We start from the raw sequence: 17212 nt of genomic DNA on the forward strand, positions 1-17212 counted from the left end.
TGTCGCGAATCGGACACCGAACGCCGCGCCGGCCGATTCGAGCCATGGTCCGTCCGTTTCGCACGCAACCGGCACGGCCTCGTCACTACCGTCGGCTCCCATGCCCGCACCCACCGCCCCGCCGAAACTCCCTGCTCACCCAGTCCCGTCCGGCCTTCTCGGTACGTCCGTGACCTCGCGCGCCGTGTTGCGGTACGCGCTCACCGGCGATCGACGGGGTCGATATCTGGTCGGCGCCTCCGTGGGCCTGACCGGTCATCAGGTGGCCGAGGCGGCCGTCCCGGTCGTCGTCGGTGTGGTGATCGACCAGGCGGTGGCCACCGGCGACGCGGCCGCGCTCGGGCGCTGGCTGACTGTGCTGGCCGTGGTGTTCGTCGGCCTGCTGTGCTCGTGGCGCTTCGCCGCCCGCGCCGCCGCCCGCGTCACCGAGTACGGCGCCCACGACGTGCGGATGGCCGTCGCCCGCCGGGCGCTGGACCCGCACGGCACGACGCCGCGACGGATGCCCGGCGAACTGGTCGCGCTCGCCACCTCCGACGCGCAGACGGTGGCCCGGTTCACGCACACCCTCGGCAGCAAACTCGCGGCAGCCGCGGCCATCGTCACGGCCGCGGTCGCGCTCCTGGTGATCTCCGTCCCGCTGGGCCTGCTGGTCCTGCTGGGCACGCCACCGGTGCTGATCGCGATGCAGTACCTGAGCCGCCCGCTGGAACGGCGCAGCGAACACGACCACGAACTCGCCGCCCGCGCCGGTGCCGTCGCCACCGACCTGCTCACCGGACTTCGCGTCCTGGACGGCATCGGCGCCCGCTCCGAGGCCGCCCGCCGCTACCGCCGCGACAGTCGCGCCGCACTCGCCGCGACGCTGCGCACCGAACGCGCCCAGGCGTGGTACACCGCCGCCAACACCCTGCTCACCGGCGGCCTGTTGGCGCTGATCGCCCTGGTGGGCGCGCACCTGGCGGCGCGGGGCCGGATCACCGTGGGCGAGTTGGTGACCGTCGTGGGTCTTGCCCAGTTCCTCCAGGGCCCCCTGGTGGACGTCGCCTACTTCGCCTCCGGCCTGGGCCGCGCCCGCGCCTCGGCACGCCGTGTCGTGGCCCTGCTCACCTCGGACCCGGCGGTGGGCCCGGGCACCCGCTCACCCGCGAGCGCGGTCCCGGGGCGGCCGGTCGGGCATGTCCGCGCGGACGGGCTGGGCGTCGGCGGCCTGATCGACGTCGGCTTCGTGGTCGAGCCCGGCGAGTTCGTCGGCATCGTCACCGACGACGCCGGGCACGCCGAGGCGCTGGTCGACGTCCTCGCCCGGCGCCGTGACCCCGACGCCGGCGCCCTGTACCTGGACGGCGTATCCGTGGCCGAACTCGATCCCGACGATCTGCGCCGCACGGTGGTCGCCCCACCCCACGACGCCGCCCTGTTCGCGGGCACCATCGCCGACAATGTCGGGCGGGCCGAACCACGGGCGGTCCGAGCCGCGCTCGCCGCGGCCTGCGTGGACGAGGACATCGCGGCCCTGCCCGCCGGCCTCGACACCACCGTCACCGAACAGGGTCTGTCGCTGTCCGGTGGGCAGCGCCAACGCCTGGCCCTGGCGCGCGCGTTGGCCACCCGCGCCGCGGTCCTGGTCCTGCACGACCCCACCACCTCGGTCGACACCGTCACCGAGGCCCGGATCGCCGCCGGCCTGCGCGCCGACCGGGTCGGCCGCACCACGATCCTGGTCACCACGAGCCCGACCCTGCTCGCCGTATGCGACCGGGTGATGGTGCTCGCGGCCGACGTCACCCGCGGCACCACCGGTACCCACGCCCAACTGGCCGCCGTCTCGCCCGGCTACCGTGAACTGGTGCTCGCATGACCCGTCACGCCGACCCGACACCCGAACCACCCCTGCTTCCCGTCGCCGACACCGCGCAGACCCGATACGCCGCCCGACGCCTGCTGCGCCCGCACGGCCGCCGGGCCCTGGCAGCGGTCGCCCTGCTCATCACGTCCACCGCGATCGGCCTGGCCGGCCCACTCGTCCTGGGCCGCATGGTCGACGCCGTCGACCGGTACGGGTCCGGCGCCGGATCGCGCGTCACGGTATTGGCCGGCCTGCTCGCGGCCATCGCCCTCGCCCAGGCCGTATTGGGCGCGATCAGCCACTACCTGGTGGTCGGGGTCGGCGAGAGCATGGTGGCCGACCTGCGCGAGGACGTCCTGGGCCGGGCACTCGACCTACCCCTGGACGACATCGAGCGCACCGGCCGCGGCGACCTGGTCGCCCGCGCCGGCGGCGACGTACGCGTGGTCGCGGACGCCGCCGCCGAAACCGTCCCGGTGTTCACCACGGCGCTGGCCACCATCGTGCTGACCCTGATCGGCATGGGCACCCTCGACTGGCGCTTCGCCCTCGCCGCCCTGGTGGCCGCGCCGATCCAGATCGGCGCGCTGCGCTGGTACCTGCGCCGATCCGCACCGGTGTACCGAGCCGAGCGGATCGCCGAGGGACAACGCGCCCAGCGCCTCCTGGACGCCCTCGGCGCGGTGGACACCGTGACCGCGATGCGACTCGGTCCGGCCCACCTGGACGCCGTCGCCGACCGCTCCCGCGCCTCGATCGACCTGAGCCTGACCGCGACCCGGCTGCGCACCCGCTTCTTCGGCCGACTCAACGCCGCCGAACTCGTCGGGCTCGCGTCGGTACTCGCCGTCGGATTCCGGTTGGTCCGCTCGGGCACGGTCTCGATCGGCGAGGCGACCGCCGCCGCGCTGTTCTTCCACCGCCTGTTCAACCCCGTCGGCTCCCTGCTCGCCGTCTTCGACCAGCTCCAGGAAGCCGCCGCCGGCCTGGCCCGACTCGTCGGGGTCACCCTGCTCCCGCGCACCGAAGAACCCGCCCACCCGCCGACGCCGCAGGACGCGTCCCTCCACGTGCGGCACGTCTCGTTCGCCTACCCCGACGGTCCCGACGTGCTCACCGGGCTCGACCTGTGGATCGCGCCGGGCGAGCGGGTCGCCCTGGTGGGCACGACCGGCGCGGGCAAGTCGACCGCCGCCGGGCTGATCGCCGGCGTCCGCGCACCCACCGCCGGCACGATCCGCCTCGGCACGGTGGGACTCGCCGATCTGGGCCGCACGGCCACCCGTCGGCAGATCGCGATCGTCACCCAGGAGGTACACGTCTTCGCCGGCACCCTCGCCGACGACCTGCGGCTGGCCCGACCGGACGCGGACGACGCGACGATCGCACGCGTCCTCGCGACGGTCGGCGCCGACGGATGGGTCGGCGCACTACCCGAGGGCACCGACACCCGCGTCGGCGCCGGGGGCCACATCCCGACCGCCACTCAGGCGCAACAACTCGCGCTCGCCCGGGTCCTGCTCCTGGATCCGCCGATCGTGGTCCTGGACGAGGCGACCGCGGACGCGGGCAGTACCGGCGCCCGCACCCTGGAGGCCGCCGCGTCGGCGCTGCTCGACGGGCGCACCGCGATCGTGGTCGCGCATCGTCTCCGGCAGGCCGCGACCGCGGACCGGGTGATCGTCCTGGATCACGGACGGATCGTCGAACAGGGACGGCACGACGAGCTGGTGACGGCGGGCGGGCGCTACGCGAGACTGTGGCGGGCCTGGTCGGCGCCCGCAGAGAGCCGGGTGCCCGCCGCAGGTGGAGCGCCTGCGGCGGATCGCACGCCGACGGGACGGGGCTCGATGTCGTCGTCGCAGACGAGCCCGGAGTAGTGGCCGGGTGTGCGACCGGTGACCCGGCGAAAGACCGCCACGAACGCACTGGGACTGTCGTATCCGACCCGACGGGCGACGACCGAAACCGGCAGGCCGGCGGCCAGATACGTCAACGCCGCGCGCACCCGCGCCTGGATGCGCCACTGTACGAAGCCCATCCCGGTGTCCGCGGTGAACACCCGGGTCAACGTACGCCCGCTGCACCCCGACCACCGCGCGAACTCGTCCAGCCCACGCGGATCCGCCGGCCGGGCCACCAATGCTCGAGCCACGGCCAACGCGCGCGGATCGCGGGGCATCGGCACGTCCACCGCGGCCTCCTCCAGCGGCTGGAGCATGTCGAAAACCACCCGCTCCGCTCGCGAACGCGCGGCGAACGGCATGTCGTAGCGCCGCATGTGCAACAACACCTCGCGCAGCGCCCCGTACATCGGCACCAGACCGGGCAGGTCGCACGCCCACGCGGGGGCGAAGACCTCGGTCCTGAAGTACGTCGCGTAGAAGTCGGTGCCGGGCCCGGTCGTCACCTCGTGCTCCGCGCCGGCGGGCACCCACAGCCCCACGGTGGGCGGCACCATCCATGTCACCCCGTCGACCACCGCGGTGACCGACCCCACGACGCCCCACAACAACTCGTGGTCGAGGTGGCGGTGCGACTCCCACGTATGACCGCCCGGCCGCACCTCGCGCCCCAACCGCGACGTGCTGACGGCATACGGCGGCTCCACCTCGCGCGTCGGTCCGACGCCCGACCTCGTGACCTGCTGCACGGACCGCACTATACCGGCGCCGATTTAGGGTCCCCTAACCTCTCCCGGTGGACGTCGACCGGACGTCCAGGTTCGAGCACACGGCCGTCGAACGCGCGCGGGTCAGGCGAGGAAGGCGGAGAGTTCGTCGATGACGAACTGCGGTTGTTCCTCGGCGATGTAGTGCCCGCAGTCCGGAACCTCGACCACGCGTACGTCGACGCCCCTGGCCGGGAGGAAGTCGCGCAGGACGGCGTAGTTACTGGCGTCGCCGCCGAGGGCAAGGATCGGCGCGGTCAGGATCGGGTGCGCACGTCGGTCGACGATGTCGGCGCCGAAGGTCTGGTACCAGCCGTTGCCGGCGCGGAGAGCGTCGGCGGTGGAGTACGCGCGGGCGTAGACCTGTCGTGAGTGTTCGTCGATGGTGGCGGGGTCCTTCGCCAGGTATTCGACGAGCCAGTCCACGAGCAGGCGGCTGCGGCCGTCGAGCAGCTTCTCCGGGAGGCCGCGGACCTGGTTGAACGCGAACCACCACAAGTAGGTGCGGGCGCCCTTCTCGATCTCGGAACCGACGTGCTGATCGGGCTCGGGCAGCAGTCGCATCTCCCACAGGCCCTCGTCCGGATGCGGGACGTCCAGGAGGACGATCCGCCGTGTGGCCTCCGGGAATTGCGCGGCATACGCCTGCGCGACCATGGCGCCGATGTCGTGTCCGGCGACGTCGACGGCCTCCGCACCGAGGTGCCGAACGAGTTCGCGGATGTCGTTCGCCATCGTCTTCTTGTCATAGCCGTCCTCGGGCTTGTCCGACCCACCCATGCCTCGCAGGTCGACGGCGATCACCCGATGTGTACGCGCCAGTGCGGGCATCACCTTGTGCCACTGCCACCAGGTCTGCGGCCATCCGCCCAGCAGGAGGAGGGGGCGGCCGGTGCCGCCCTCGACGTAGTGCAGACGCACGCCGTTCACGTCGGCGTGGCGACTGGTGAAGTCGCCGTCGAGCGAGCGGGCGAGTTCGGCGTCGTCGAGGGTGTCGGGCGTGGGGGTGTTCACGGAGGGATCCTTCCGGGCGGCGGGAGAATTCGAGCGTTCGACCATGCGAAGTGCGAACGTTCGACCGTACGAAGTGTTCGTACGATCTGTATGTACGAGATATTCGTACGGTCGAACAATGTATGTCAAGCACGGGAAGGACGGGGGTCGGCGGGCAGCACGGCGGCAACGGCGCGCGCGGGAGGCTTTGTACGACGATCACGTACTATTGGCGGATGGCCGCTCTGCACCACCCCGACATCGACGACATCGAACTCGTGTACGTCCTGGCCGCGCTCGGGCACCCCGCCCGACTGCAGATCGCCCGGGCGTTGGCCGACGGCGTCGAGCGGTACTGCGGCGAGATCATGCCCGACGTCCCCAAATCGAGCATGACCCACCACTGGCGCGCCCTGCGCGAAAGCGGCGTCATCCGCCAACGCCGCGCGGGCCGCAAGCTCTACCTGACCCTGCGCCGGGACGAACTCGACGCGCTTTTCCCGGGATTGCTCGACATCGTCCTGACCGAGCCGGTCGGTACGCGGTAGGCCGCGAGACGCGACCCCGATCACCCATCGGGCGCGGCGCGGCTTCGTCACCGTCGGCCGGATCTCGGGGACCGGGCGGACGTCGGCCCCAGGCTCGCTGCGACAGCGGCACGTCGCGATGCCCGGACCGGGGCGCATCCGTCGGCGCGTTCGTCACCGGACCGGTCGGCACCTCACGCAACCCGACAGCCGACGGCGAACGGCGGTGTCAGCCGAGGGTGTTCGTGCCATGGGGCGCCGGCGGTCGCGTACGGCTCGTCGGTTCGTACTCCCAGACCCAGCGCACACGGTGGCCTCGCGAGTCTCGGTGAGTACGGCGAGGAGTTCCGCGCGCGGCCTGCCACGCGGGGTCGTGGCGTTCGAGGGTTTGGTGGGTCTGTTCGACCGCTTGGCGGCGGACGAGGAGGTCGAGGCGGCGTTCGATCCCGATCTCGCCCACCGGGTTCGCCGGCAGCACTTCCACGCTCACATTGCCGGCCAACCGGTCTCGTCCGGCAGGTCGCGCTGGTACCACGTGCCGGACTTACCGCCGAGGTCGATCGGGTCGGCCGGTCCGACCGGGACGAACCCGGCCTTGATCAGCACCCTCCGGGACGCGCCGTTGGCGAGGGCGGTGGCCGCCCGCAGCGTGCGCAGCCCGTACCGCACCGCCGCCAAACCGCACAACTCCCGGACGGCCGCCGTCGCCACGCCACGGCCGGCGACGTGTTCCGCGACCCGGTAACCGAGTTCGGCGGTGCCGCCCTCGATGTCGTACAGGTTGAACCGGCCCAGGACCGAACCGTCCTCGGCGAGGAGTACATGGAAGGCGCAGACACCGGCCTCTTGCTCGGCGAGCAAGGCGGCGTGCCGATCGGCGAAGCGCTCGTAGTATTCGTCGCCGCGGTCGGAGACGAATGCGGCGAAGTAGGCACGGTTGGCCGACTCGAAGGCCAGGACCGCCGGGGCATGGGCGGCATCCAGTTGCTTCAACTCGGGCACCGCGCAATTCTACTCGGACGGCGTCCCGCGACCATCCGGGTTTCATCGGCGGCGAACGACCCCGGGACGATGGCACATCACGACCCACGGCCTGCTTCGCAGCCCGGCTTGAAGGGCGTCGATCAGGGCCTGTGGGCGCAGGTCGGCCCAGGTGTGTTCGATGCGGCCGCCGCCGTGCCGGTGCCAGGCCGCGCGGGTGCGGGGGTGCGCGGCTCGCAGTTCGTCATCTCACCGGAAGCGGACACGAGCGGCGCCGGCCGATTCGCCCGTCTGATGGCCCTTGACTTTCCTGGTGGGAAAGTCGGATGCTTACTTTCCCACCAGGAAAGTGAGGTTCCCTCATGACCGACACCGCTCCGGAGCAGGCCCGTGCCGCGCTGGACGCCGTCGACCGTGCCCGGCGCCACGTGGCCGACGAAGTCGGCCTGCCCCGCGGCTATTGGTGGGCGATGGCCGCCGCCTGGGTCGTACTGGGCGTGCTCGGCAGCGTATGGCCGTGGCTGGGCGGAACCGCGGCAGCGGCCTTCGGCACCGGTCACGCGATCGTCGCGACGCGCCTGCTCGGCGGACGCCGACGCACCGGCCGAGTGCAGGTCAGCGCAGCCGTCGCCGGGCGCCGCACCCCGCTGGTGGTGATCGGCATGCTGGTCGTGCTCGTCGGCGCCACCATCGCCGCCGCGCTTGCGCTGAACGCCGACGGCGCGGAGCACGCCAGTGTCTGGGCTGCGGTGCTGGTAGCCGCCGTCATCGGCTTCGGCGGACCGGACATCCTGAGCGTTCTGCGCCGGTGGGCACGGGCATGACGGCGCCGCGGTTCGACGAACTGATCCACCCCAGCACCCGGTTGACGCTGGTGGCGACGCTGGCCGCCGCCGACTGGGCGGAGTTCGCCTATCTCAAAGACCGACTGGGGCTCTCCGAATCGGCGCTGTCCAAGCAACTCGCCACCCTCGAAGAGGCCGGTTACGTAACCACCGAGCGCCGCCTCAGCAGCGGTCGCCGCAAGGTGCGGGCCCGCCTGACCGGTGCCGGCCGGAACGCCTTCGACGGGCACGTCGCGGCGTTGCAGGCCATCGTCACCGGCGCCACAAACCCCACCGAGAGCCCCGCTACCCGCTCCTGACGCGCCGTGCACGGGTGACCGCGAACGGGCCCTCGTCACAGTCCCCGGCGTGGTCGATGTCGGCCCAGTTCACCCGCGGGCGCAGCACCACTTGCCCGGCTGTGCGGCGAATGCGCAAGCGGGTGTTCTCGATCGCGTCGAGTGCGGTGGCGTACCGGGCCGGGGGCGCCTGGATCCGAGACCGAGGACCGCCATGCTCAGGCCGGAATCGGTTTCGCGAGATGAATCACACCGTCGTCGGGCGCGACCGCGCAGGGCGAGTACCCCTGCCCCTGGTAGAGCCCGAGGTTGCGGTGACTGGCGATGCCCGTCGACAGGACCATGCGACGGCACCCGCTTGCGGTTCCGGCGGATTCCGCCGCGTGCAGCAACCATCGCCCCACCCCGCGTCCGCGCAGATCGGGGACGACGGCGAGCCGACCGATGTGCAGATCGGCGTCCGTTCGACGCGTGCGCACCATACCGAGCAGTCGACCGTCCCGCCACAACCCGGTCGTCTGCCACCGGGCCAGCCACGCGCGCACCTGGTCCGGCGATTCCCGCAGGGCGGGAATGGCCAGGGTGTCGTTGGCGAGGGCTTCGTCGAGCCAGCAGCAACGCTGCAACACGGTCACCTCGGCGGCGTCGTCCGGGGTGAGGGGTCTTGCGTACGATCCGGGCAGGGGCCCGGGCACCGCGTTCGGGCGCCCGCGTTCGCGCAGCGGGGTCAGGGCGTGGGCCACGCGCACCAGTTCCGCGAGCAGCCCATGTGCGGCGTCGGCGAGATGCGCCCCCGGTCGGAAGCGGCCGTCGTGCGTCGCGTCCCCGATGCGGATCGCGACGGTCGCGCCCAGGGGAACCAGACGCAGCGCGGTGACCACTTCCTTGGCGTGCGAGACCGCCCGGGTGCCGGCGGAGGTGTTGCCGTAGCTCACGAAGCCGACCGGTTTCCACGCGCACTCGTGGCCCAGGTAGTCGAGTGCGTTCTTCAGGGTCGCCGGCATCCCGTGGTTGTACTCGGGCGTCACGACGACGAACCCGTCCGCTCGGTCGACGATCGCGCTCCATCGGCGGGTGTGCTCGTGGTGGCGGATGCCGGTCGAAGGGTGCTCCTCCTCGTCCAGGAAGGGCAGGTCCAGGTCACCGAGGGACAGGGGGACGAGGTCGGCCTCCAACGCGTGGGCGCTCGGCCCGAGCGTGTCGGTCAGCCACCGGCCGACGGCGGGGCCGAGTGCGCCGGGTCGGGTGCTGCAGACCAGGACCAGAACACGCAGGTTTTTCGTTGACATGTAAACGAAGCTAGGCGATAGGTTGATTACATGTCAACGAACATGTCGGGCGGCCACTCCCCCAGGTGGCTCGAACCCGAGGAGGAACGCGCCTGGCGGGCGTACCGCCGGATGGTCACCGCCGTACAGGCCCGCACCGCGCAGGATCTGGCCGACGTCGGCCTGTCCGAACCCGACTACGAGGTGCTCAGCACCCTGTCCGAACGCCTCGGACACACCGGCACCCTGCGCGAGCAGGCCGCCAAGATGCAGTGGTCCCGAAGCCGCCTGTCCCGGCACGCCACCCGCATGGAGGCGCGCGGCCTCATCCGCCGGGAACCGGATCCCGCGGACGGGCGGGGCTGCCTCCTGGCACTCACCGAACAGGGGTTGGACGTCCTGCGCCGGACCGCTCCCGCCCATCTCGCCTCGGTGCGCCGCCACTTCGTCGACCTGCTCGACGCCGAGGACCTGGCCGCCCTCGTCCGTATGGCCGCCAAGATCACGGAAGACCCCGGTTCGAGAGCGTGAACACACCGCGCGGCGGCGTGGCCGATCGCATCGATGGTGAACCCGAATACAGCGGCGAACCGGTCGTAGTAGGCCGTCCACTCGGTGCCGGGGGCGTTGCCCGGCATCCGGATGTGGTGGCCCGCGAGCTGCGCGGGAGTGACCGGGCGGGCCTTGGCGAAGGGGTGGCCGAGTCCGGTGAACAGGTGTCGCCCGCCAGGGAATGGCTCCACGCGTCTCCGGCGTCCGCCGCCCGCGTGCTTGCGGAGGTTGGTGACCGGCTCGGGTGCCACCAGTACCGCACGATCGGAGATCGGCGAGTCGAGTCCGGCGGTCGTGGCCGCGCGCTCGGTGGCCACACGGACCTCGCGGATGCGGGTCGAGTCGTGGACGGGGATGTCCCGCACTCGGGTCACCACGACCACACCGGGGGTGCCGTCGTCGGGGCGGCCCAGCTCGCGATGGTGACGGTGGTGCCCTGTCCGGGCACGGTGTCGAGGGCGAACTCGTGGACCAGGCGGCGCGATCCGCTCAGGCCCAGGCCCAGCCCCCCGGCGGTGGTCCAGCCGTCGGTCATGGCGAGTTCCACGTCGGGGATGCCGGGGCCGCTGTCGCTGAAGCGCAGTCGCAGGCCCGCCGTGGCACCCCGGCTGACGGGCGTGACCTCTACGCTGCCACCCCCGCCGTGGACGAGGGTGTTGCGCGCCAACTCGCTGGCGGCGGTGACCAGTTTCGTCTGTTCGACGAGGCCCAGACCGGCGAGAGCGGCCGCCTGGCGAACGCGTTGGCGCATCAGCGCCACGTCCGGATCGGATCGCACCTGCAGCAGCATCGTTCCGGTTCCCTTCACGACGGCGCCTCCGGGAAACCCGCCACCGCGCGCACCGGCCCCACGGGCGCCTCCCCCGCCGGGCCCAGGGAAGCGAAGGCGTCCTCGACGGTCAGGGCGGTGCGCAGTCCCGGAAGGTTCAGGCCCAGGTCCACCATGGTGATGGCGACCGCCGGACGGATGCCCGCGATCACCGTGTCGGCGGCCATGAGCTTCACGCAGGCAGCGGTGTCGGCCAGGACTCGGGCCGAGAGGGAGTCGAGGATCTCGGCGGCGCCGACGTCGATGATCACACCTCCGGCGGCGCCGCCGGCCACCGCTGCGGCGACATCCTCCGCGAGTGCGGCGGCGCGGTCGTCGTCCAGACCGTCGGGAAGGGTCACCAGGAGCACGCCGCGCACGGTCGCGACCGGGACCCGGGCCGCGCGCGGGGAGGCGGGGCCGGCAGCCACGGGCCGGGGGTTCCCGCGACGGCGACGCTCGACGTACCGGCTCGACCCAGCGCCAGGGCCGGGGCGTCCGCCGGCGTCGTGCGCGTGGTGATGCCGCCCAGGTCGATGCCCAGGTGGACGATGGCCTGGGCGATCGCGGGGCGGATCCCGGAGATGACGCATTCGGCACCCATGAGCCGGGCCGCGGCGACGGTCTTGATCAGGTGTTGGGCCGACGGCGGGTCCACGGTGGGCACGCCCGTGATGTCGAGGATCGCGGTGGCCGCGCGGTGGGCGACGATCGCTTCGAGGAGGTTCTCCATCACCACCAGGCGCAGTGTGCCGAGAAGGTCGAGCAGGCAGATCACGGCCGCGTGTCGCAGTTCGACGTCCTCGCCGCGCAGTTCGGCGTCCAGCATCTCCAGGGTGGGGCGCTCGAGGGCGGCCACCTCGCCGGCGACCTGCCCGGGCCCTGGCCGCGGTCGCGGTGACCGGACGCACGGAGGACGTGGAAGCACCCGGGTTCGACGCCGTCCGCGAACAACTCGGCGGGATGGCGGCCCTGCGAGGGCGCACGGGACGAACGTCGGCCCAGCGGTGTGCCAACTGTTCACGGCGTTGTTCCAGGAACACCGTAACGAGCTTGGCCGCCGCTCCGTTGGCCTGCGCGTGCGTCATGTCCGACTCCTCGTCGCGTCCGTCGATCGCGGATCGAAGAGCGCGCACCGAGACCCGTGACGCATGTCTAGCGGCAACAGTTGTCAGGAGTCAATAATTCGGTACGCTTCGCGTCGGGGTCTCGGAGCGGTCCCGGCCCCTCGTGACGCGGGCACGGGTAACCGCCCCGTCACCCGATCCGCGCGCAGGGCACGGGTGAGGCCATCGGACGAAGGGAGTCGACATGGGACAACGGCCGACGTCGGGGCGCGCCCTCCTGCCGCGTGGGTCCGGCACACCCGGCACACGAGGCGCGCCGGAGGCCGGGTCGGACGCCTCAAGCGGTTCGGGCGCGGGAGCCGGGCGGCACTGCCGCCGCCTCGTCCCGGAGAGGGACGGCGGCCTCCCGCAGGGATTCGAGGCCCTTCAGCAGCATCGCCCGGGATTCGACCGGCATGCGCGCGACGACGACCGCCAGTTCGCGTTCACGGCGGTCCCGCAGGTCGGCCAGGAAGGCGCGGCCCCGCCCGCTCAGCCGCAGGCGCAGTTCTCGGCGACTGCTGACACTGGGCAGGCGCTCGACGAAGCCCACCGCGTGCAGGCGGTCGCACAGGCGGCTCGTCGAGGAGGGCGTCGACCCCAGGCCGTCGGCCAACGTACGCAGGTTGATCCCCTCGTGCTGCTCGAGCAAAAACAACGCGCGCAACTGCGAGGCGGAAACGGGTGCCGTGGACGCGCGCCCCAGGAGCATCTCGAGCAACTCGGCCGCCGCGGTCGTCACGCGCCCGGTCCCGTCCGAACGGTCGTGCCGGGGGGTGGTTGCCATGATCACCGCCTTGTTCCGACGCCGAAAGGCCGCCCGATCCGACGGCCGCGCCGGAGCCACGATAGACACTATAAAAGCAGACGCTATGAAAGCGGTTGATCCGACAGGCGGTCCGGGCCGTTCCGCGAACACGCCCCAGGGTGCCCTCGCGCACCCCACAGAGAACGGCTGAACAAAGACTGTGAATGGCCATGAAGAGGTCGAGCGCGCGCTGCGCGCCGCACCACCCCACGACCTGCTGGACGCCCTCCGCGGCGTGCTGACCCGGCACTACCGGGCACGAACGGTGGACCTGCTGATGGCCGACTACGGCCTGACCGTCCTGCAGCCGGTGTCGGTGCTGCCGCACACCACCGAACCCCTTTCGGTCCACAACAGCCCCCAGGGGCGGGCGTTCGGCGCGCAGGAGCCCCTACGCGAGGAACACGAGGAGGGCACCGTCGTCCACCTGCCGGTGAGCGTGCGCGGAGACCGCCTGGGCGTACTCACCGTCACCCTCCCCACCGGCACCTGTGCGCCGGCGATCGTCACCGAACTCGCCGACATCGCCGCCATGCTCGCCCACGCGGTGACCGTCGCCGAACGCGACACCGACCTCTACCTCCAGGCCCGGCGCAAGGACCGCCTGACCCTCGCGGCCGAAATGCAGTGGCAACTCCTGCCCGGACGGGCCTGCAGCCGCGCCGAGTACGCCATCGGCGCCCAGCTCGAACCCGCCTACGCCGTCCGCGGCGACAACTTCGACTGGTCCGCCACCGCCGACCACCTCGTCCTGACGGTGACCAACGGCATGGGCGAGGGCATCGACGCCGCCCTGCTCAGCAACCTCACGATCAACGCGCTGCGCAACGCCCGGCGCGCCGGCGTCCCCATCGCCGACCAGGCGGCCCTCGCCGACCAGGCCGTGTTCGCCCAGTATCGCGGCGAGGCCTACCTGTCCGTCCTGCTGCTCGACTTCGAACTGGCCACCGGACGCGTCACCGTGGTCGACGCCGGCTCCCCGCGCCTGTTGGCCCTGCGCGAGGGAACGGTGACCGCGGTCGACTTCGACGCGCAACTGCCTCTGGGCATGTTCGAGGAGACCGACTACAAGGCGCAGGAATTCCGGGTCCGGCCCGGCGACCGGCTGGTGTTCGTCAGCGACGGGGTCCACGCGGTCGCCTCACCGGCCGGCGAAGCCTACGGCGACCGCGCGTTGGCCCGGGCGATCAGCGCCACCCGGCTGCTGCCGCCCGCCGAGATGCCCCGCGCCGTCCTGCGCGAACTCACCGGCCACCGCGGACGCCCCATCCCCGACGACGACGCCCTGATCGTCTGCCTGGACTGGTACGGCAGGCCCACCACCGACCGCCCGACAACCGAGGACCCCGACCCGCGTCGAAACCGGCCCTCCTTCCCCGAGACACCGCCTCGCGACCCGCGGTGAACACTCTTTTCGACGCCCGGGGTCCTGTCGACGGCGCTCCGGGCAGGCGGCCGGCAACACCGCGCTCAGGCCCGGCCGGACGGGCGGACCGCCGAGACGGCCGCGTCGAACGCGCGCAGCCCGCGGACCAGTTCGGCGCGGCTTTCGACGGACATCGTCTCCAACACGTCGAGCAGGTCCTCGCAACGCCGCTCGGCGACCTCGTCCAACAAGCGCAGTCCCGCCCCGGTCACCACCAGTCCCACCTCGCGCCGGCTCGCCGGCGCGGGGATCCGCTCCAACAACCCGGCGGCCGCGAGCCGGTCGCACAACCGACTCGCGGTGGGCAACGCCGCGCCCAGTTCCACCGCCAAGCGGGTCAGGTTGACGCCGGGCAGCGCCGCGACCGCCTGTAGGGCCCGCAACTGGGAGGGGGACAGCCGGGGCGACACCGCCTCCGGGGAGCGCGACCACAACAGCACCAGGGCCCGCGCCGCGTCCGCCACCGTCGCGGCGGCCGCTCGCGCGCCGCCGTCCGATTTGAGCAGGTCGGTGCCTGGACTCACCGCGCGATTCGGCACGCATCCGACCCGCCACCGATCACCCTCCCCGGCCTCCTGCCCGGTTCTCCGCCGCGCCCCTCCTCCGTCGGTCGACCCTCCCGTCCCGCTGCTCGAAGGCTCGTCGGAGGGGGAGGGGATGTCGGTGCGGTGATCCACGAGGGCGCTCTTCCGATCGGGCACTGCGTCGGTCGTACTGGGGCTACCCGGCGCGGCGCGGTACGAACGGCGGGCGGGCGGACCGTTTCGAATGTCCCACGAGGCCGAATCCTGCCCGTGCGACGCCCACGGACGTCCTCCGCGTCCATGGGCCGCGGCCCACCTCAGCCGACGGCGGGCATCACCCGGCCGGGACCCTTGGTGTCCCGAACACCCCAGTCCGGACGCGCGCACGAGGTCCCGGAACCCGCGACCTCGAAGCGCACGGCCATCAGCGCCCGATCGTCCGGCCACGACCCGTCCCGGGCGTCGACCAGAAGGCGGCACAACATGTCCGGCGCCATGTCGTGCGCATCCGCGACCAGGGCGGACAAGAACGCGAACCCCTCGTCCAACGACTGTCCGCGACGCTCGATCAACCCATCCGTGTAGAGCAGCAGCGCGGACCCTGTCTCGATCGTCACTTCGCCGCACGGCTCGGGCGCGACGCCGGGCAGGCCCAGGAGGGGGACCCGCCCCGGCAACAGACGCGGGGAGCCGGTCGGGGGAAGAAGCAGGGGCGGCATGTGGCCCGCGTTGGTGTAGCGCAGCAGCCCCCGCGCGGGGTCGTAGACCAGGTAGCAGGCGGTGGCGGTGCGCTCGGGCAGGTATGTGCAGACGAAGGCGTTCACCTCGGCCATCACCTCCTGCGGGCTGTCCCCCGCCCGCAGCGCGGCGGCTCGCAGGACGCTGCGCAGTTGGGCCATCTCGGTGGCCTCGGTCAACCCGTGCCCGGCGACGTCCCCGATGGCCATGCCGATCCGCCCCCGCGGCAGCCGGAACAGGTCGTACCAGTCGCCGCCGACCGCCACCTGGTCCGCGCCGGCCGCGTAGCGCGCGGCGACCGTCAACTCGGGCAGTCGGGGCAGGTCCGGCAACAGACTGTGTTGCAGCCGCTGCGCCAGTCGGTGCTCGTGCTCGTACAGACCGGCCCGCGAGACCGCCTGGGCGATCTGACCGGCCATCACCTCCACGTGCGCCGCCTCGTCCGCGGGCAACGCCGCCTCGAGTTCCAGCCGGAGGATCCCGAGCGGTTCGGGACGATGCCCGGTGAGCGTCAGCAGCAGCACGTCGGGGGCGGCCGCCGTTGACGAGGCGTCGGTTCGCGCGTCGGAATCGAGCCCTCGGGGCGAGCTCGGGAGTTCCGGGCCGCCGGGCTCGTCGAGATCGAACCACGGCTCGTCGGCCGCCGCGGACTCGCCCCCTTCGCGAAGCGGGAACAGGCGGTGCAGGTGCAGCCCCAGGCTCGCCGATCGCACGCCGATCAGGCTGGGCGCGTCCTCGCGCACCACCTGCGCGACCTCCCGCAGGGAGACTGCGGCGGCGAGCACGGCGGACAGCGCGTACAACCGGCGCAACCGCTCGTCCGCGCGTCCCTCGACGGTGGCGGACCCGGAAGCGGCGACCCGCACGACGACCTCTCCCCCGGTGGACGTGCGATGCCCCAAACAAGTCCGCGGGCCGGCGAGCGGGCCATCGGAACGAAAGGTCAAGGTGGCCGGCGCCGGCTCCGCGGTCGACCGCCAGCGCCGCAGACACCGCCCCACGTCGGCATCCGGGTCGAGAACCAGGGACGCGAGCGTCCGACCGGCGGCGCCCGCCCCCAGCAGCGTCGTGGCGGCCGCGTTGACCGCGCGCACACGCCCCGCCCCGTCGACGAGCAGCAAAGGCTCCCCCACCCACCGCGCGGCCCCCGCGAACGCCCCAAGCGCCTCCACCCCACCCACTCCCTTCGCCCGGCAAACTATTGCACTCCGACAACAGTAGACGGTCGTGCCACCGCCCGTCGTATGGCCCGGATCACACACCACCGGGCCCGCCCGCGGTCCCATCCGCTCCGCCGCGGCCGTGCCCCGCGCGGATCCGGCCGATCGACCGCCGCGGGGCGCGCTTCCTCGGCGCGGCGATGCCCCGTGGCGACGCGCGCGGTTCCTGCCACAGGCCGGCGCGATGGTCGACGCGGACGGCGCACAGCCGGACCGCCGGGGGCGACGGCGCGCGCGACGGTACGTTCGACGCGGTCCTGAGTGACGGAGCGTCGGGCGGGTCGCGCCGGCTCGGCGGCCGAGGGTGCCGTCTCCGTCGGATCAGTCCAGGGTTTCACCGAGCGTGGTCAGCAGTGTGTGCACGCACGTGCCCGGCCCGTCGACCGGTCGACGAAGCTCGCGAGGGCGCACGCCATCGTCCCGCGCTTCGCTGTCGGGGATCGGCCCGGGTCCGGCCGGTGATCCACCGCGACCGATCCCCGGGACGCACGCGCGTCCCGGGGATCGATCCACGTCGCCCCGGCGGGGCACAGTCCGCACGCACGCCACGAGGCGAATGCGAGGACCCCGCGATCACGGAACGTGGTGCCTCTCGACAGCAAAGTTGGTCGGCCGGGG

16 protein-coding genes and 2 pseudogenes are annotated in these 17212 nt (G+C 72.6%); 7 read left to right on the forward strand and 11 right to left on the reverse strand.

Going from position 1 to position 17212, the window contains the following annotated elements; all coding sequences use genetic code 11:
• The first annotated feature begins 169 nt into the window (after positions 1 to 169).
• Positions 170 to 1861, forward strand: a complete 1692-nt coding sequence (locus B4N89_RS36635) for an ABC transporter transmembrane domain-containing protein (protein WP_235619153.1) — start codon at positions 170 to 172, stop codon at positions 1859 to 1861.
• Positions 1858 to 3729 (forward strand): ABC transporter ATP-binding protein, encoded by a 1872-nt coding sequence (locus B4N89_RS36640; protein ID WP_078980898.1) that lies wholly within the window; start codon positions 1858 to 1860, stop codon positions 3727 to 3729. Before B4N89_RS36635 ends, B4N89_RS36640 begins: the two co-directional genes overlap by 4 nt.
• A gap of 56 nt (positions 3730 to 3785) precedes the next feature.
• Here the strand turns inward: B4N89_RS36640 and B4N89_RS53135 are convergent.
• Positions 3786 to 4310 (reverse strand): annotated as a pseudogene (locus B4N89_RS53135) (AraC family transcriptional regulator); the annotation flags it as partial.
• 294 nt (positions 4311 to 4604) lie between these two features.
• A complete protein-coding gene (locus B4N89_RS36650) occupies positions 4605 to 5534 on the reverse strand; it encodes an alpha/beta fold hydrolase (RefSeq protein ID WP_235619154.1) in 930 nt (309 codons plus the stop codon).
• A gap of 215 nt (positions 5535 to 5749) precedes the next feature.
• Between B4N89_RS36650 and B4N89_RS36655 the strand changes: the two genes are divergently transcribed.
• Positions 5750 to 6061, forward strand: coding sequence for an ArsR/SmtB family transcription factor (locus B4N89_RS36655; protein ID WP_078980901.1), 312 nt, complete (start codon positions 5750 to 5752; stop codon positions 6059 to 6061).
• A 465-nt stretch (positions 6062 to 6526) separates the two neighbouring features.
• Here B4N89_RS36655 and B4N89_RS36665 read toward each other — a convergent pair whose 3' ends face one another.
• Positions 6527 to 7042 carry a GNAT family N-acetyltransferase gene (locus B4N89_RS36665; protein WP_078980903.1) on the reverse strand — a complete coding sequence of 172 codons (516 nt, stop codon included), beginning with the start codon at positions 7040 to 7042 and terminating at the stop codon, positions 6527 to 6529.
• A 341-nt stretch (positions 7043 to 7383) separates the two neighbouring features.
• Here B4N89_RS36665 and B4N89_RS36670 point away from each other — a divergent pair, with 341 nt between their 5' ends.
• A complete protein-coding gene (locus tag B4N89_RS36670) occupies positions 7384 to 7845 on the forward strand; it encodes a hypothetical protein (RefSeq protein ID WP_078980904.1) in 462 nt (153 codons plus the stop codon).
• Positions 7842 to 8165 carry a transcriptional regulator gene (locus B4N89_RS36675; protein ID WP_078981541.1) on the forward strand — a complete coding sequence of 108 codons (324 nt, stop codon included), beginning with the start codon at positions 7842 to 7844 and terminating at the stop codon, positions 8163 to 8165. The genes B4N89_RS36670 and B4N89_RS36675 overlap by 4 nt, the downstream gene beginning before the upstream one ends.
• 197 nt (positions 8166 to 8362) lie before the next feature.
• Here the strand turns inward: B4N89_RS36675 and B4N89_RS36680 are convergent, their stop codons facing one another.
• A complete protein-coding gene (locus B4N89_RS36680) occupies positions 8363 to 9433 on the reverse strand; it encodes a bifunctional NAD(P)H-dependent oxidoreductase/GNAT family N-acetyltransferase (RefSeq protein ID WP_078980905.1) in 1071 nt (356 codons plus the stop codon).
• Positions 9434 to 9463: 30 nt separating this feature from the next.
• Here B4N89_RS36680 and B4N89_RS36685 point away from each other — a divergent pair, with 30 nt between their 5' ends.
• Positions 9464 to 9943 carry a MarR family winged helix-turn-helix transcriptional regulator gene (locus B4N89_RS36685; protein ID WP_078980906.1) on the forward strand — a complete coding sequence of 160 codons (480 nt, stop codon included), beginning with the start codon at positions 9464 to 9466 and terminating at the stop codon, positions 9941 to 9943.
• 20 nt (positions 9944 to 9963) lie between these two features.
• Here the strand turns inward: B4N89_RS36685 and B4N89_RS51990 are convergent.
• From B4N89_RS51990 to B4N89_RS36705, 5 genes and pseudogenes are all read right to left on the reverse strand, one after another.
• A pseudogene (locus B4N89_RS51990) lies at positions 9964 to 10131 on the reverse strand (LysR family transcriptional regulator); the annotation flags it as partial.
• 203 nt (positions 10132 to 10334) lie between these two features.
• Positions 10335 to 10754 (reverse strand): anti-sigma regulatory factor, encoded by a 420-nt coding sequence (locus tag B4N89_RS36690; RefSeq protein ID WP_101897465.1) that lies wholly within the window; start codon positions 10752 to 10754, stop codon positions 10335 to 10337.
• A gap of 14 nt (positions 10755 to 10768) precedes the next feature.
• Complete coding sequence (locus B4N89_RS36695; protein ID WP_235619155.1) at positions 10769 to 11143, reverse strand: STAS domain-containing protein; 375 nt, start codon at positions 11141 to 11143, stop codon at positions 10769 to 10771.
• Entirely contained in the window at positions 11131 to 11631 is a 501-nt protein-coding gene (locus tag B4N89_RS36700) for an STAS domain-containing protein (RefSeq protein WP_414646454.1), read from the reverse strand. Before B4N89_RS36700 ends, B4N89_RS36695 begins: the two co-directional genes overlap by 13 nt.
• Before the next feature lie 545 nt (positions 11632 to 12176).
• On the reverse strand, positions 12177 to 12665 hold the full coding sequence (locus B4N89_RS36705) for a MarR family winged helix-turn-helix transcriptional regulator (RefSeq protein WP_235619156.1): 489 nt from the start codon (positions 12663 to 12665) through the stop codon (positions 12177 to 12179).
• 181 nt (positions 12666 to 12846) lie between these two features.
• Here B4N89_RS36705 and B4N89_RS36710 point away from each other — a divergent pair, with 181 nt between their 5' ends.
• The gene (locus B4N89_RS36710; protein WP_078980909.1) at positions 12847 to 14091 is read left to right on the forward strand and encodes a PP2C family protein-serine/threonine phosphatase; all 1245 of its coding nucleotides are present in this window, start codon (positions 12847 to 12849) and stop codon (positions 14089 to 14091) included.
• A 65-nt stretch (positions 14092 to 14156) separates the two neighbouring features.
• On the opposite strand, the gene B4N89_RS36715 is transcribed toward B4N89_RS36710, so the two are convergent.
• Both B4N89_RS36715 and B4N89_RS36720 read right to left on the reverse strand, forming a co-directional pair.
• Entirely contained in the window at positions 14157 to 14636 is a 480-nt protein-coding gene (locus B4N89_RS36715) for a MarR family winged helix-turn-helix transcriptional regulator (RefSeq protein WP_078981543.1), read from the reverse strand.
• Positions 14637 to 14953: 317 nt separating this feature from the next.
• A complete protein-coding gene (locus tag B4N89_RS36720) occupies positions 14954 to 16546 on the reverse strand; it encodes a PP2C family protein-serine/threonine phosphatase (protein ID WP_161500946.1) in 1593 nt (530 codons plus the stop codon).
• Positions 16547 to 17212: the final 666 nt, after the last annotated feature.

The sequence above is a fragment of the Embleya scabrispora genome, assembly GCF_002024165.1.
GTDB classification, from domain to species: domain Bacteria; phylum Actinomycetota; class Actinomycetes; order Streptomycetales; family Streptomycetaceae; genus Embleya; species Embleya scabrispora_A.